The sequence below is a fragment of the Acinetobacter sp. SM1B genome (assembly GCF_003289665.1).
GTDB lineage: Bacteria > Pseudomonadota > Gammaproteobacteria > Pseudomonadales > Moraxellaceae > Acinetobacter > Acinetobacter schindleri.
Genome location: NZ_QMBM01000001.1, coordinates 2,209,705 through 2,225,558 on the forward strand (window position 1 = coordinate 2,209,705; position 15,854 = coordinate 2,225,558).

The window sequence follows — 15,854 nt, forward strand, 5'->3', positions numbered from 1 at the left end:
TTGATAAAGGGGGAAGCTTGAAAAGCATGTTTGCACAATAAATAAATTTTATGATGAATGTTCCTCCCTTTTTTAAAGGGAGGTTAGGAGGGATTTTCACCATATTTGGCTTATATTTTTTGAATCCCCCTCCTTGCGCCATATATGGCTCACCTTTTTCAAAGGGGGAAGCCACACAAGCATATTTTTTTAAATAGAATACTTAAATCAGCGTGACGCGGCCTCATCCAATAAAGTCGCATAATCTACATTGACCTGCCACAAAGTGCTTAACAACCATAATTGCTTTTTGGCTTCTGCCTCATAACCGTTAAAGGCTAATATGCGTGCATATTTCAATAAATCGTAGCGGGTTGGATAATTCAACACAATTTCATGGATATCCTGCAATTGATCAGGCGTTTGTAGGCTATACGGATTTAAACGAATCCACGCAATACGGCGGTTAAATTCTTCCAGTACAAAAATACGATCTTGATGGGTGATTTTTTCAGGTGTGTGTTCGTAGCGTACCGACTGATTCAATTTAGGCACCATCATCTCATAATCACGATAAATCAGCACTAGTAACAATGCACCCACCACAAAAGTGCTGCGTAAATATAGTGGAGATAAAGTAAGACCTTTCACTACGCGCTGTGACTGAATCATACCGATAATAAAACCTACAGGCAGCAAGAAGTAGGCATAGTTTTGTGGAAATTCCAGCATAGCATGCACGCTAAATGCACCGAGCATTAAAATCCCCACAACCGATTCCACCGACTGGTTATATTTATGCAGTTGGTAGCCCCAATAGCCCAGATACGCCAAAAATGGCACGCCGAGTATCACACCATTCCAAAGTAAAAAGTCCAAAATAAAATTGTGTGCGCTGCGAATCCACACAGGGCCTTGGACAAATTCGCTAATCGTGACATACGCCACACTGGTTTGATGCCAACCATAGCCCCACCAAGGTTGATGTGCAATCGCAGCGAGCATTTGCTGCCAAATGGCCAAGCGTGACATATCACCTGTGGCGCGCTGTACCACGTCACGAGATTGCACCGAAAGGTCTGCACTTTGTGAGAGCATTTGACTAAAAGCAGGTGCGATAAAAATCAGCCCGATAAATGCGGCAAACCACAGCAAGCTATAGCGACATTTAATCCGCATCACGCCACGGTATTGTTGATAGCTCAAATAGGTCAAGAGACACAGCGACGCCAACCATGAAGTCCGCGATTGACTCAGTACCACACCGACCAAAATCATGGCAGCAGCAATCACAATCCACACGGTTTTAAGTTTTTGTTTTTCGTATAAATATAGGCAAGCCATAAGCGACATCACCAAAAAGGTCGCCATATTATTCGGTTGGGCGAAATTGGCATAAGGACGTTGTCCAATTTTTATATCTACCATCATTGGCAGGTATTGATCGAGTGTGAGCCACTGGCAAATCGCCATGAATGCGGTAATACTTCCCACGCCAAGTAGCACATAACTAAAGCCTGTAAAGATGCGTTCACGTTCGCTGTTGTTTTGCGTAAGGTTATAGCCCAAAATGATTGCCAACCAAAAACTGAAGATATACACGCTACTGAGCAAAGCTTTGTCAAAGAAGTAGACTAAGCCAAAGCCCCACTGAATGAGTGGAACACTGCTCAGTGCCAGTAAGGGCAGGCTAATTTTGGGTATTTGTAATTTTTCTTTAAATAGACAGGCTGCAAGGGCAAACAGGGCAAAAAATGCGTAGAGTTCGCCTGTATAGGTGACCCATGGACGGTAGTGAATGGGCAATAGCCATGCAAGGGAGATAAGGATGGCAGCCAAAAGTAGCAGTGCAGATTTCATAGGAAAAAAATAGACTAAAAACTGGCTCTATCTTATATTTTTTTAAGCAAGATGATAGTGCTTTGTATAGCAAATTTGATTGAAATTCTACCCGTTTTGAAGTGGGATAATTGCATGGGGAATACTGAAATTCCCCATTTTAAATTTAAGCGATTATTTCCAAGGTCGTAGGTCGACAATTTTAACCACTTCGCCTTTTTCTTTATTAATGAGAACCGTCATATCAATAACATTTGTTTTCAGTGGTAGAAATGCATCTGCTTGTGGATATTTAGACAAAATTAGAGAGGTATTCGCATTATATTTTTCTAAATCCTGTAGAGCGAATGCTTGAGTTGACAAAGCTTGTCGGGCGTTATTCATAGAATCATACAGTTCCGGTTTTTTTACAGCTAAATTCATCCCCATAAAATCATAAAACCGTAACTCCTTACCTTTTTGTGTTTCGATATCAGGTCTTTTTATACTCACAAACTGCGGCTTGCTAACAATGCGGCTTTGATAAGCGATAGCGGCTTTTTTCTCACTCTCCAGATCAACCTCATTCGCTCTAACTAGATAAAAAGCATCTTGATCAAAAGCAATCCACAATGGACGACTTTGATATATATTAAAAACCCCATAAATCAAAGCAATACATTGTATGAAGACAATAATACTTAGATCGAATTTTAATGTTTTTTTGCCTTTCTTATACACAAGGAACGTCAATAAAGGACCGACAATGATATCAATCCCTACCATCATCAAAAAGATGGGAGTAATTTTTGTAGCAATCTCTAAAGGTGCGATAAACCAGACTTTATAAATAACAAAGGCACAGACCAACCCAGCCAAAGCACTTAAACTTAAATGTATCACAAATGCTTTAAATTTATCCCTCAACATACTCCCCTCAATCTTTCCCATCATTTATGATAAACCTGCACCTTTCTTACATTGTTGAACTGTCGCTTTTGCTGCATTCGATGTATTTGCTGAATATATCAATCCGCCATTTATATCTACACTTACAGTCACTTGGCAAACTGAATTATCAAAAGTTAAAGTTGCAGGTGCATTGGTAACTACTGGACTTGGTTGGGAAGATAATCCAGTAGTTGAAGATACTGTACTATTAATAATCGAACACACTCCCGCATCCAGCACACACATTTGTAAATTAACAGTTTGTCCCGAAACAACTTTCATTGCAGCCGCCCCATAAGATACCGATACATATTCCCGATAAGCAGGAATAGCCACCGCAGCCAATACTCCAATGATCGCGACAACAATCATTAACTCAATTAAAGTAAATCCTTTTTGCATGACCATTGCCCCAAACTATATAAAAAAGAATACAATCAAAAAGCATGCCAAAAAAATAAATTATAAAAATCAAAATCTTAAATTTAATAAAATAATTAATTTAAAAAAATTTGTCACTATTTTATTTTTTTTGTTATTACATAAGATAACAAGATCAGGTTAAATAACTTTTAAAACATCACAAACATTTTTTTTAAAAAAAATTGTTTAATCAAGTCATTTTTTAAATAATATAAAAAACGCATCAACTTTGATGCGTTCTTTTAACAGTGAAAAATTAGCAAATTTAATTAGCCTACTTTCGCACCTTTTTTACATTGAGCTTCAGTAGATGGGCCAGTATTACTCGTAGCAGTCGTAGTATATGTTACTGCTCCATTTGCTGTTACTGCTGCTGCTACAGTACAACCTACATTCCCTGAAGTGATCGTAACTTCGGTATTCTCAGCAACATTCGCAGATTTAAATATCTCAGTTTTTGACGTTGTAAAGCTAGGCGTCGCAGAAGTCGGAATTTCAGCTGCGACTGCAGCCGCATTACCAGCAGCAGCAGTGCCATTTAATGACTCACAGCCAATAGCTGTTTGTACACAAGCTTGTACTTTGGGAATAAAATTATTAAGTCCACCAACTGCAGATGCGCCATAAGAAGTTGCTACATATTCACGATAAGCAGGAATTGCAACTGCCGCCAAAATACCAATGATCGCGACAACGATCATTAATTCGATTAGTGTAAAACCCTTTTGTACTGTATTCATAAACATTCTCCACAAATGTTTGTTAATTTAATTATAAGCTTTGTAAGCTATTTTATACTTAGCACTAAACGTGCCAACTTTTATTATAAACATTTTACACAGAAAAACAGCATCTTATACATAAAAAATTTAGAACTTTTAATTTAGATGTATATTTTTGTAAAAAAGTGACAATTATTGTCAGTTGAAATTAAAATTTTAACAAATTTTGTCAATTTTATAGCAGTGTGTCACATTTTTTAATTTTAAAAATAAATTAATCACACACTTATTTGCATTTTTAATCTAAATTTCAGCAAATTTAGCTTGTGTGCAGTGGTTATCTTTTGTACTCACACAGCTTCCCACTTTGAAAAAATGAGTCAAATGTAATGAAAACTGCCAATATTGAAAATCTCTCCTAGCCTCTCTTTAAAAAGCGAGAATTTAAAAAAAGCAAAGAACATTAGCAACACTCACCCCAAAATAATTGGCGCATTTCCCAGTTCATTTTGTGTATCTAGCAACTGGCGTTCATAAAAACCATCCAAAATTTCACCTATTTCTTGCACACCTGTGATTACCGCTTGCCGATATTGTTGCTGTGCCAAACCCTGCACTATATGCGCACAGACCTCATCCCACACCTGTTGAGTGGTCGCAGTTTTAATCCCACGGTCAATCACAATTTCAACTTTGCGCTCACACAAATTCAGGTACAGCAAAACCCCACTGTTCAGTTCGGTATCCCAAACACCCAATTCTGCAAATAATTGGCGCGCGCGGGTATGCGTATCTACCGCATACGCCAAACGCGAGGGTAAACAGCCTTCAATCACCACCTGAATTTCACCCACATGCCCATGCTCGGCGGCAGTCACCGCTTCTGCAATCGCATGTTGATCCTGCGCATTAAAAAAACGTTTGGTGGCAGGTAAAAAAAAGAAATGCTTCAGCCAGCGCTTTACACTCGGACGCGCTGCAATGTCCATTTTCGGTTGAGTAATAATTTCTGTTGTATCGGTTGTTGTTACCATGATCCTGATGCTCCTCCCCCACCAAAGCCACCACCGCCGCCACTATAGCCACCGCCGCCAAAACCACCACCACGTCCGCCTCCACGCCCTGCAGAGGACAAGAAAATTTGGAAAATAGTCTGTGCAATGGCAGTGATGAGTAAAAAGAAAATTCCCGCGCCAATCATTAAACTGGTGATTAAGCCTGCACCATTGACCAAACCTGCCACTGTACCTGCCACGGCAGCGGTTGAAGCACTTAAGCGTTTTCCGACAATCAGTGAGCCAATTACCCCCGCAATTAAAATAAATAAAGCAGTGCTCAAGGTTTTTTCACGCGCCTGTTGTTCTTGCAAGGCTTGTTCCTGACGCTGTTTCAGTTCTTGCGCTGCCTGTGCCGCAACTTCGGGGTCTAGGTTTAAAATCCGTTCAATTTCTGCCAAGCCTGCGTCAATGCCTTGTGCATATTGCGCTTGTTTAAAATACGGCGTAATACGTTGGTTAATAATCCGACTGACTACAATATCGGGCAGCACACCCTCTAAACCATACCCCGTTAAAATTTGAATACGGCGGTCATTGACTGCAATTGCCATCAACACACCATTATCTTGCTTGGCAGAACCGAGCTGCCATTGTTCTGCGACCCGCATGGCAAAATCAAAAATATCTTCCTGCCCTGTGGTCGGTACAATCACCACCCCAATTTGTGCTTTGGCTTGTTGATGTATATTTAAAATCCGCTGGCTGATTTGCTGTTTTTCTGCAGCAGTGAGCAAATTAGCTTGATCGACCACGGGCTGATTCAAGGTCGGCAAAGCACGGATAGATTCACCTTCTGCCATATCATTGGCAATTTGCGGTTGCTGAACAGGTGTTTCTACAGGTGCTTGCTGAGTGCTGGATGTAGACTGGCGTGAGTTTGCAAGATCTGGGATAGGGTTGGCATTTTGAGGATGCTGTTGCTGCACAATTTTACCCAGCACCAAAGCTTCGGCGGTTTCATCAGTTGCAGTGGCAACTTCACTATATGCCAAGCAGCTGAAACACATAACTGCCATGAGCAGCAGCATCTGCGCTAGACTCATGTGGGTCTTGCTGTGCGATTGCAGCATCCAGACATCCTCCTAGGCGTTATTCAAACGAAACTTTCGGTGCTGTTTGTGCGCTTTGTTCGGCACTAAAGTTTGGTTTAGTGTCCATACCAATGACTTTTGCGGTCATCACTTGCGGGAATTGACGTGCATAGCTGTTAAAGTCTTGCACTGTGCTGATGTAACGGTTACGCGCCACGGCAATACGGTTTTCTGTGCCTTCTAGTTGTACTTGTAAATCACGGAATTGCTCATTGGCTTTTAAGTCTGGATAATTTTCAGACACCGCAATTAAACGTGATAAGGCACTGGTCATTTGCGCCTGTGCTTCCTGATATTTCTGGAATAACGCAGGGTCTTCTAATACCGACTTATCCACTTTTAAGCCTGCGACATTGGCACGTGCCTGAGTGACTTCAGTCAAGACTTGTTCTTCATGCTTGGCATAGCCTTTGACCACATTCACCAAGTTTGGCACTAAATCGGCACGGCGTTGATATTGGTTTTGGACTTCTGACCAAGCCGCTGTTACGGCTTCATCTTTCACTTGTAAGGTGTTATAGCCACAACCGCTTAAAGTCAATGTACTGGTTAAGGCAACTGCGAGCATGGTTTTTTTTGTGAAATTCATAAATCAACCTCTAAATTTTCTTTGTATTTGTTTGAAATGATTTCATTCTAACGTGAAATTCTGACGTGTTTGTGTATTTTGTTTAATCGAGCGAATCACCAAACTGGTTACATCAAACAATAACCTTGCACAGTAGATTGAATTAATATTGATGGTACTTCTCTTACGTCATATATGGTTCAAGGATGAGAATATATTCCAGAAGAAGATGAAGTTGATAAAATATCCAATAAAAAAAAGGCTGAATTCCTTAAAACTCAGCCCTTTTCACATCTAACGAAAACAAACTCGTTTAGACATCTAAATAATCTAAAATACCTTCTGCTGCCTGACGGCCTTCCCAAATCGCAGTCACCACCAAATCAGAACCACGTACCATATCGCCCCCGGCAAAAATTTTCGGGTTAGAGGTTTGGAACTTAAATGTTTGCTGTTCTGCTGCCAGCACACGACCTGAACCGTCTACTCCAACATTGGCAGAGGCAAACCAATCTGCAGGGCTGGCACGGAAACCAAAAGCAAGCAATACTGCATCAGCAGCAAGAACTTCTTCTGAACCTGGAACAGGCTCTGGACTACGACGACCACGGCTGTCTGGCTCACCCAATTGTGTGGTCACCACTTTAACACCTGTGACTTTGCCATTTTCACCGATAATTTCAATGGGTTGACGATTAAATAAGAAATTCACCCCTTCTTCACGGGCATTGGTCACTTCACGGCGTGAACCTGGCATATTGGCTTCATCACGACGGTAGGCACAAGTGACTTGCTGCGCACCTTGACGAATTGAAGTACGGTTACAGTCCATCGCGGTATCACCACCACCCAAGACAATCACTTTTTTGCCTTCAACGCTGATGTATTCGGATGGATCTTTTTCCCACCCCTGGCAACGGTTTACGTTAGCAATCAGGAAATCCAGTGCATCATATACACCATCCAGATCTTCACCAGCAAAGCCACCTTTCATATAAGTGTATGTTCCCATACCCATAAAGACAGCATCGTAGTCAGCCAGTAACTGGTCAATTGTTACATCTGTACCAATTTCAGTATTCAGACGGAATTCAACACCCATACCCGTGAAGATTTCACGACGGCGTTTCATCACGTCTTTTTCCATCTTGAATTCTGGGATACCGAAAGTCAGCAGACCACCAATTTCAGGACGTTTATCAAATACAACAGGTTTAACACCATTACGTACCAGAATATCAGCACAGCCTAGACCGGCAGGACCTGCCCCAATGATAGCAACTTTCTTGTCAGTCCATTTCACATGAGACATGTCTGGACGCCAGCCTAAAGCGAAAGCGGTGTCATTGATATATTTTTCAGCATTACCAATGGTGACTGCACCAAAACCATCATTTAAGGTACAAGCACCTTCACACAGACGGTCTTGGGGACAAACACGACCACAGACTTCTGGCAAAGTATTGGTTTGGTGACACAGTTCAGCTGCCTGAAAAATACGGCCCTCTGCCAGCAACTTCAACCAGTTTGGAATGTAATTATGAACCGGACATTTCCATTCACAATACGGGTTACCGCAACCTAGACAACGATGTGACTGATTTGCAGCCACTTCAGTTGTGAAAGGTTTATAAATTTCCACAAATTCTGCTTTGCGGACGTCAATCTCTTTTTTCTCTGGATCTTGGCGTGCTACATCCAGGAATTGAAAGTCATTACTTAGGCGTTCTGCCATGTCTCTCTCCGTGGGTAGATGCAAGGGGTTCACAGTTGCCTTGCATCTGCCTTCATTTCTGCAGTAGTGGAATTATTGTGGATCAGCTTGAGTTGTTTTCAACAGCGTTTGCAAGTTGGCAGCTTTTGGTTTTACCAACCAGAACTTACGGCTATAGAAGTCAAACTCGTGGCGGATCTTGTACGCCCAAGCACTACCTGTTTCTTTAATATGTTCATCCAGGATACGACCCAGGAACTCTTTGTGCTCTTCCATTGCTTCCGTAGAAATACGATTCAGCTCAATCAGTTCATGGTTGTAATGGTCAACGAAGTCGTTATCCAGATCAAGCACATAGGCAAACCCACCGGTCATACCTGCACCGAAGTTGTGGCCTACTTTACCAAGCACAGTCACAATACCACCAGTCATATATTCACAGCAGTGGTCACCCGCACCTTCAATCACGGCAAAGGCACCTGAGTTACGTACCGCAAAACGCTCACCCGCAGTACCTGCAGCAAACAATTTACCGCCAGTCGCACCATACAGACAGGTATTACCAATGATCGCAGTATTTTGCGTCTGGAATGGCGAACCTTTCGGTGGGAAGATCGAGATACGACCGCCTGCCATGCCTTTACCAACATAATCATTGGCATCACCTTCAAGGCTGATGTGCAGACCACCGGCATTCCATACACCCAGTGACTGACCTGCTGTACCCAGCAAGTTTACTTTAACCGGATGAGCTTCCATGCTGAGGTTGCCATAACGTTTGGCAATCTCACCAGACAGACGTGCACCAATCGAACGGTCACAGTTACCAATGCTGTAGTGATATTCGCCACCAGTACCTGCTTCAATCGCTGGCAGAATTTCTTCTACCATTTTCTCAGCCAGAACACCTTTGTCAAACGGCGCATTGCCCTGAACTTCACAGTACTGTGCTTTACCTTCAGCTGCAGGATGTGACTCCAGCAGTTTGCTTAGGTCTAGATGTGCATGCTTGTCAGTTTCACCTGGCAAGACTTCCAGCAAATCTGTACGACCAATCAGGTCTTTCAGGCTAGATACGCCAAGTGCCGCCAACCATTCACGTGTTTCTTCAGCAATAAAGGTGAAGAAGTTGATCAACATTTGTGGTTCGCCAATGTAGTGTTCTTGACGCAAGTGATCCTGCTGGGTTGCTACACCGGTTGCACAGTTATTTAAGTGGCAAATACGTAAGTATTTACAACCTAAGGCAATCATTGGTGTTGAACCAAAGCCGAAGCTTTCTGCACCCAGAATTGCTGCTTTCACAACGTCCAGACCGGTTTTTAAACCACCATCGGTTTGTACGCGGACTTTACCACGCAGGTCATTTACGCGAAGGGCTTGATGCGCTTCACTTAGACCAAGTTCCCAAGGCGAACCTGCATGGTGAATAGAGGAAAGTGGAGAAGCCGCTGTACCGCCGTCATAACCAGAAATGGTAATGAAGTCAGCATAGGCTTTCGCTACACCTGCCGCAATCGTACCGACACCCGGTTCAGAAACAAGCTTAACTGACACCATCGCCTGTGGGTTAACTTGTTTTAAATCAAAGATCAACTGTGATAAATCTTCAATTGAATAGATGTCATGATGCGGTGGTGGCGAAATGAGGGTTACACCTGGTACAGAGTAACGCAAACGGGCAATGAGACCGTTTACTTTACCGCCCGGCAACTGGCCACCTTCACCTGGTTTTGCACCTTGCGCGACTTTAATTTGCAGGACTTCTGCCGAAGTTAAGTAAGCAGGCGTCACACCAAATCGGCCCGATGCAATTTGTTTGATTTTCGAGTTACGGATGGTACCGTAACGCGCTGGATCTTCACCGCCCTCACCCGAGTTTGAACGACCACCAATCGTGTTCATGGCAATTGCAATCGCTTCGTGTGCTTCAGGCGACAAAGCACCTAAAGACATACCCGCAGAGTCAAAGCGAGGCAGGATCTCTTCTACAGATTCCACTTGATCCAGTGCAATCGAATTGTCTGTTTTCAGTTTGAATAGGTCACGGATCGTTGCGATCGGACGGTTATTCACCAGTTCTGCATATTCTTTAAAATCTGCATAATTACCAGAACGTACTGCTTTGTGCAGCGAGTTAATTACATCCGGGTTAAATGCATGGTATTCCTTGCCGAAGACAAATTTCAGCAAGCCACCTTGATCAATTGGTTTACGGTTTTTCCAGGCAATATCCGCCAACTGTTTCTGGTCATTTTCAAGATCGACAAAAGTAGCACCCTGAATACGGCTTGGTACACCGATGAAGCATTTATCCACCACTTCATTGGATAAGCCCACTGCTTCAAACAGCTGACCGCCACGATAAGACGCAACCGTTGAAATACCCATCTTGGACAGGACTTTTAGTAAGCCTTTTTCAATACCCTTACGGAAGTTGTTTTGCGCGTATACCGGATCACCCAGCAATTCACCTTTCGCGACCAGATCATTGATCACGTCATACGCCAGGTATGGATAAATCGCTGTCGCACCAAAGCCTAGAAGTACAGCAAACTGATGTGGATCACGAGCAAAACCAGTTTCGATAATCAGGTTCGCATCGGTACGCAGACCTGTATTGATCAGATAATGGTGTACTGCACCAGTGACCATTACAGCATTGGCTGGCAAGAAGCCTTCACGAATTTTCTTGTCTGAAAGAACCAGTAAAGTCTTACCATCACGAATCGCTTGGGCAGATTCTTCACAGATACGTGAGATCGCCGCTTCAAGACCTTCCGCTTCTGGATAGTTCAGATCGATGTCCGCAATTTCATAACCTTTACGGCCGATGGTACGGATCTGATGCATTTTTGAATTCGTCAGCACCGGGCTGGATACGATCAAACGGTCTGCATGTTCTGGGCTTTGCTCAAATACATTTTGTTCACGACCGAAACAGGTTTCCAGTGACATCACGATCGATTCACGTAATGGATCGATTGGCGGATTAGTGACCTGCGCAAACTGCTGACGGAAGTAATCGGAAACGTGACGGACCTGACGTGATAACACGGCCATTGGCGTATCATCACCCATTGAACCTACAGCTTCCTGACCGCTTTCTGCGATTGGACGTAGTAACTGATCACGTTCTTCAAAAGTCACCATGAACATTTTCTGTGCTGCTTTCAGGCTATCGCCTTTTAAGCCTTGATCGCACAGGTATTCTTCCAGCTCAGGGCTACCCTGTAAACGTACTGAATTTTCACGCAGCCATTCACGGTATGGACGCATACGTTTCAGGTGGTTATTGACATCCTGAGTATCTAATACTTTACCAGTCAAGGTATCCACAACCAGAATCTGACCTGGACCTACACGACCTTTAGATACTACATCTTCAGGCTCATAACCCCATACACCAATCTCAGACGCCAGGGTGATGTAACCATTTTTAGTCACGACCCAACGCGCAGGACGCAAACCATTACGGTCCAGCATACAGATCGCATGACGACCATCCTGGATGACTAGGCCTGCAGGACCATCCCATGCTTCCATATGCTTAGAGTTAAATTCGTAGAATGCACGTAAGTCAGCATCAAGTGTTTCAACATTCTGCCAAGCGGGTGGAACCAGCATACGTAGCGCACGGAACAGGTCCATACCACCACCTATGAGGATTTCCAGCATATTATCCAGACTAGAAGAATCCGAACCAGTACGGTTAACAATCGGGTTCAGTTCAGTCAAGCCTGGCAGCAATGGATTTTCGAATTTAGGTGTACGCGCCAGCGCCCAGTTACGGTTTGCAGTAATGGTATTGATTTCACCATTATGCGCCAGATAACGGAATGGCTGAGCCAATGGCCAGCGTGGCAAGGTATTGGTCGAGAAACGTTGGTGGAACACCACAATATGTGACGCCAAACGCTCATCAGCCAGGTCAGTATAGAAGTCAGCAATTGCTGCTGGCATCATCAAACCTTTATAGCTAATCACAGTTGAGCATAAGGTAGTTACATAGAAGTATGGATCATTGGTCAGTTTCTGCTCGGCACGACGACGCGCCAGGAATAACTTACGGTTAAATTCAACCTCAGTGACACCGATTGGGCAGTTAACAATGACCTGTTCAAAAGCAGGCAAAGACTGCATCGCAATCTCACCTAACGCGCCATTATTGGTTGGTACCACACGCCATGCAATAACGCGGCAACCTTCTTCTTCAATTTCTTTGGTTAATACTTGTTTTGCGTGTGCTGCCAGTGCAGGATCCAGGTTCAGGAAGATCGTACCTACAGCAAAAATTTCGCTTAAGGTAATATCACTTAAACGCTTTGCTTCTTCACGAAAGAATTCCTTTGGCATTGCCAAAAGCAAACCACACCCATCACCGGTCTTACCATCTGCGGCAATACCACCACGGTGGGTCATACAACTTAAACTATGAATTGCGGTCTTGACGAGATCATGGCTTGCATCACCCTGCATATGGGCGATCAAACCGAAACCACAGTTATCTTTAAACTCATCCGGTTGGTATAAACCTTGAGCGGGAGCTACATTATTAGGCGATGGCATGTGCATAGCGTACCCTTCTTATCACAAAGCCCTGGCGGGCTGTTAAACAATCTAAATCCGTCTTTGCGATGGCGTCCAATTTACTTTCGAGGAAATTTCTATTAGCAGAGTAAAACTTTTCTTCACACCTTGAAGATAAACCTTTTCAGATTAATACGCATGAAAAATAAAGTTTAAAAGACTCAGAAATCACATAAAAATAACGACTAAATATGACACTTACGCATAATCATCGAATCATTTTCGCGCCAAAACAGGGAGATTAATTCAATTCATGCACCAATAAAGCAAAGAACATGCCAACTTGATGCACTAAGACAGAAACAATACCAATGACAAAGATTTAGCAAATATTAGATACAGAGTGATGATTTTTATTGTGTATTTTTTGCACCAAAAGCGCACATTTATAGCATTTTTTCATACAGGGTGCGCTATTTTAGCTCGCACCCAAATTTGTATCAGTTAAAAGGATCACTTATCTCTTGTTCTTCAGCACGTTGTTGACCATTAGGTTGAGCACGTGGCGTTGACGGTACAGTGCTTTCAGACTTCTGCACATCTACCACATTTCCCGATGGATCACGACGAACAATGGTTGTACTGGTGGTACTTGGCGTATTTGATGAGGGCTGGCTCTGCGGTTCAGGAACTACTGTTTCCTCTACTTTTGGTAGAGGCACATTTTTTAATCGTACTTGATAGAGTTTCTGGTTAGACGTCAGCTCATCAGAACCTAAGTTATTCACATAAGGTTGATAATCCTGAATTTGCTGCACAGCTGGTTTGACTGATTTTGGCAAATCCATATTCAGATGGTCCAGTGCCTGCTTTGCTTGATTGGCTGATTTATAAGAACCATAGAGTAAAACATATTGCTCAGGCATATTTTCGCCTGACAGACGCAAGTATATGAATTTATTACGATCTACCTGTTTTCTTAAAAAGTTTTTAATAATAATTTCATCAGAGACCCGAAATAGCTCAATCGCATACTGATTTTTAAATTGAGTAACATATTTGTTACCACGAAACTCGGCTTCATGGTTTGCATTTACAATGGTGCGTGTGGTCATATCCAGCGGATGAACTTCCTCATTTAATGCACCAAGATGGGTCATTGAAGAAACTTTTTCTGGTTGAATCAGTAGTTCAACCTCTGTTTCAGGCTTTTTCTCTACAGGAGTGACCTGATCCTTATCTGTAATTGCCCAAAAAATGAGCGCAACAAAAAGACAGCCTACCGCAGTCACCAGCCAAAAATAATGCTGAATCTTTTGCCATGGCGTATGGAGTGCTGTCATTTTCTAAAATTACCTATGCCTGATTGGCCAGAATGGCCTGCTTCATTAATTCTACATCAAAGTCTCGGGTGATAATCGCTTGTCCTAATTGTTCCAGCAATACCAGACGTAACTGTCCATTTAAGACTTTTTTGTCATGTGCCATATATCCCAGGAAATCATCCAGAGGAATTTTAGGGCAAACAATCGGAAGTTTGGCACGAGAAATGATTTTTTTTGTACGCGCGAGATCTGCTTCGGAAATCCAGCCCATACGCTGTGATAAATCAGCGGCCATGACCATACCGGTTGCCACCGCCTCACCATGCAGCCATTCACCATAGCCCAGATAAGACTCAATGGCATGGCCAAAAGTATGACCGAGGTTGAGTAAAGCACGCTCACCTTGCTCTTTTTCATCGTTCGCCACGATACGGGCTTTATGCGCGCAGGACCGATAAACAGCTTCAGCGAGCAACTGCTCATCACGAGCAATCAGACCTTCCATATTGGCTTCCAGCCAAACCAGGAAGTCCTTATCACCGAGTAATGCATATTTAATGACTTCAGCAAGACCTGCTGATAATTCACGATCTGGCAAGGTTGATAACTGGGACATATCCGCCAGCACGACTTGTGGCTGCTGGAAAGCACCAATCATGTTTTTACCGAGTGGATGGTTGATCCCGGTTTTACCACCGACACTGGAATCCACCTGCGAAAGCAAAGTTGTTGGCACTTGAATAAAGTACACACCACGCTGGAAACAGGCTGAAGCAAAACCAGCCATATCACCAATCACGCCACCACCCAATGCCAATACCGTACAATCCCGGTTAAAACCTGCTTCAAGCAATGCATCAAAAATCAGGTTTAAATGCTGAATATCCTTAAATTTCTCACCATCCGGTAAAATGCAGGTCGCTACCGTTTTACCCAGTTTTTCCAAGGCTGTCTTATAATGTTCCAGATATAGTGGTGCCACCGTATCATTACTGACAATCATCACCTGTTTACCATGAATATAAGGTTCTAACAGCTGTTGAGGATTTAAATCGCTACCAATAAAAATTGGGTAACGACGTTCACCGAGTTCGACATGTAAGGTTTGCATGATGGGGTAACCACTTTTCTACTGAGCTTATTTTTTCGGAAGGATGAGATGCAGAATACGCTGTGCCAGATCACGTGCAGCACCCTGATTGGTCTCAATAATATAGTGTGCGACTTCCCGATACAGCGGATCCCGAATTGCAAGCAGATCTTTAAGTTTCTGTTCCGGATTTTCAACTTGTAATAAGGGACGGTTTTTGTCGCGATAGGTTCGCTGGAGCTGGATTTCCACAGGAGTGTAGAGATAAACAACGATGCCTCGCTGTTTCAGATATTCGCGGTTAGGCGCCTGAGTCACCGCACCACCACCTGTGGCCAAAACCAACTGTGGTCGTGAAGTTAACTCATCGATGACAACCGTTTCACGACTACGAAAGCCCTGCTCACCCTCTTTTTCAAAGATCCAGGGAATCGTTGCACCTGTTTTACGCTCAATTTCATGATCACTATCCAGAAATTCTCGTCCTAACAATTCTGCTAAATGCCGTCCTACTGTTGTCTTTCCCGCCCCCATCGGCCCTACCAAATAGATATTTGGCAGGGATTCAAACTCTTTGCTTGGCAA

Annotated in this window: 12 protein-coding genes; all 12 read right to left on the reverse strand. The window is 43.2% G+C overall.

Annotation, left to right across the window (positions count from 1 at the left end):
- Window positions 1–207 precede the first annotated feature (207 nt).
- Window positions 208–1,839, reverse strand: coding sequence for a PglL family O-oligosaccharyltransferase (locus tag C8322_RS10740; RefSeq protein ID WP_111810606.1), 1,632 nt, complete (start codon window positions 1,837–1,839; stop codon window positions 208–210).
- 153 nt (window positions 1,840–1,992) lie between these two features.
- Window positions 1,993–2,751, reverse strand: coding sequence for a TfpX/TfpZ family type IV pilin accessory protein (gene tfpZ, locus C8322_RS10745; RefSeq protein WP_111810607.1), 759 nt, complete (start codon window positions 2,749–2,751; stop codon window positions 1,993–1,995).
- Entirely contained in the window at window positions 2,752–3,156 is a 405-nt protein-coding gene (locus C8322_RS10750) for a pilin (protein ID WP_201897984.1), read from the reverse strand.
- 284 nt (window positions 3,157–3,440) lie between these two features.
- Window positions 3,441–3,911, reverse strand: a complete 471-nt coding sequence (locus C8322_RS10755) for a pilin (protein WP_111810608.1) — start codon at window positions 3,909–3,911, stop codon at window positions 3,441–3,443.
- Window positions 3,912–4,366: 455 nt separating this feature from the next.
- Complete coding sequence (locus tag C8322_RS10760) at window positions 4,367–4,927, reverse strand: TPM domain-containing protein (protein WP_111810609.1); 561 nt, start codon at window positions 4,925–4,927, stop codon at window positions 4,367–4,369.
- A complete protein-coding gene (locus C8322_RS10765; RefSeq protein ID WP_111810610.1) occupies window positions 4,921–6,021 on the reverse strand; it encodes a TPM domain-containing protein in 1,101 nt (366 codons plus the stop codon). The genes C8322_RS10760 and C8322_RS10765 overlap by 7 nt, the downstream gene beginning before the upstream one ends.
- A 19-nt stretch (window positions 6,022–6,040) precedes the next feature.
- Complete coding sequence (locus C8322_RS10770; protein ID WP_004809996.1) at window positions 6,041–6,631, reverse strand: LemA family protein; 591 nt, start codon at window positions 6,629–6,631, stop codon at window positions 6,041–6,043.
- A gap of 292 nt (window positions 6,632–6,923) precedes the next feature.
- Window positions 6,924–8,345 (reverse strand): FAD-dependent oxidoreductase, encoded by a 1,422-nt coding sequence (locus C8322_RS10775; RefSeq protein WP_111810611.1) that lies wholly within the window; start codon window positions 8,343–8,345, stop codon window positions 6,924–6,926.
- A 72-nt stretch (window positions 8,346–8,417) separates the two neighbouring features.
- Complete coding sequence (gene gltB / locus C8322_RS10780) at window positions 8,418–12,893, reverse strand: glutamate synthase large subunit (RefSeq protein ID WP_171063866.1); 4,476 nt, start codon at window positions 12,891–12,893, stop codon at window positions 8,418–8,420.
- A 461-nt stretch (window positions 12,894–13,354) separates the two neighbouring features.
- Window positions 13,355–14,197 carry a hypothetical protein gene (locus C8322_RS10785; protein ID WP_005223461.1) on the reverse strand — a complete coding sequence of 281 codons (843 nt, stop codon included), beginning with the start codon at window positions 14,195–14,197 and terminating at the stop codon, window positions 13,355–13,357.
- A gap of 13 nt (window positions 14,198–14,210) precedes the next feature.
- Window positions 14,211–15,290, reverse strand: a complete 1,080-nt coding sequence (gene aroB, locus C8322_RS10790; RefSeq protein ID WP_111810612.1) for a 3-dehydroquinate synthase — start codon at window positions 15,288–15,290, stop codon at window positions 14,211–14,213.
- A gap of 27 nt (window positions 15,291–15,317) precedes the next feature.
- The gene (gene aroK / locus C8322_RS14600) at window positions 15,318–15,854 is read right to left on the reverse strand and encodes a shikimate kinase AroK (protein WP_005223465.1); all 537 of its coding nucleotides are present in this window, start codon (window positions 15,852–15,854) and stop codon (window positions 15,318–15,320) included.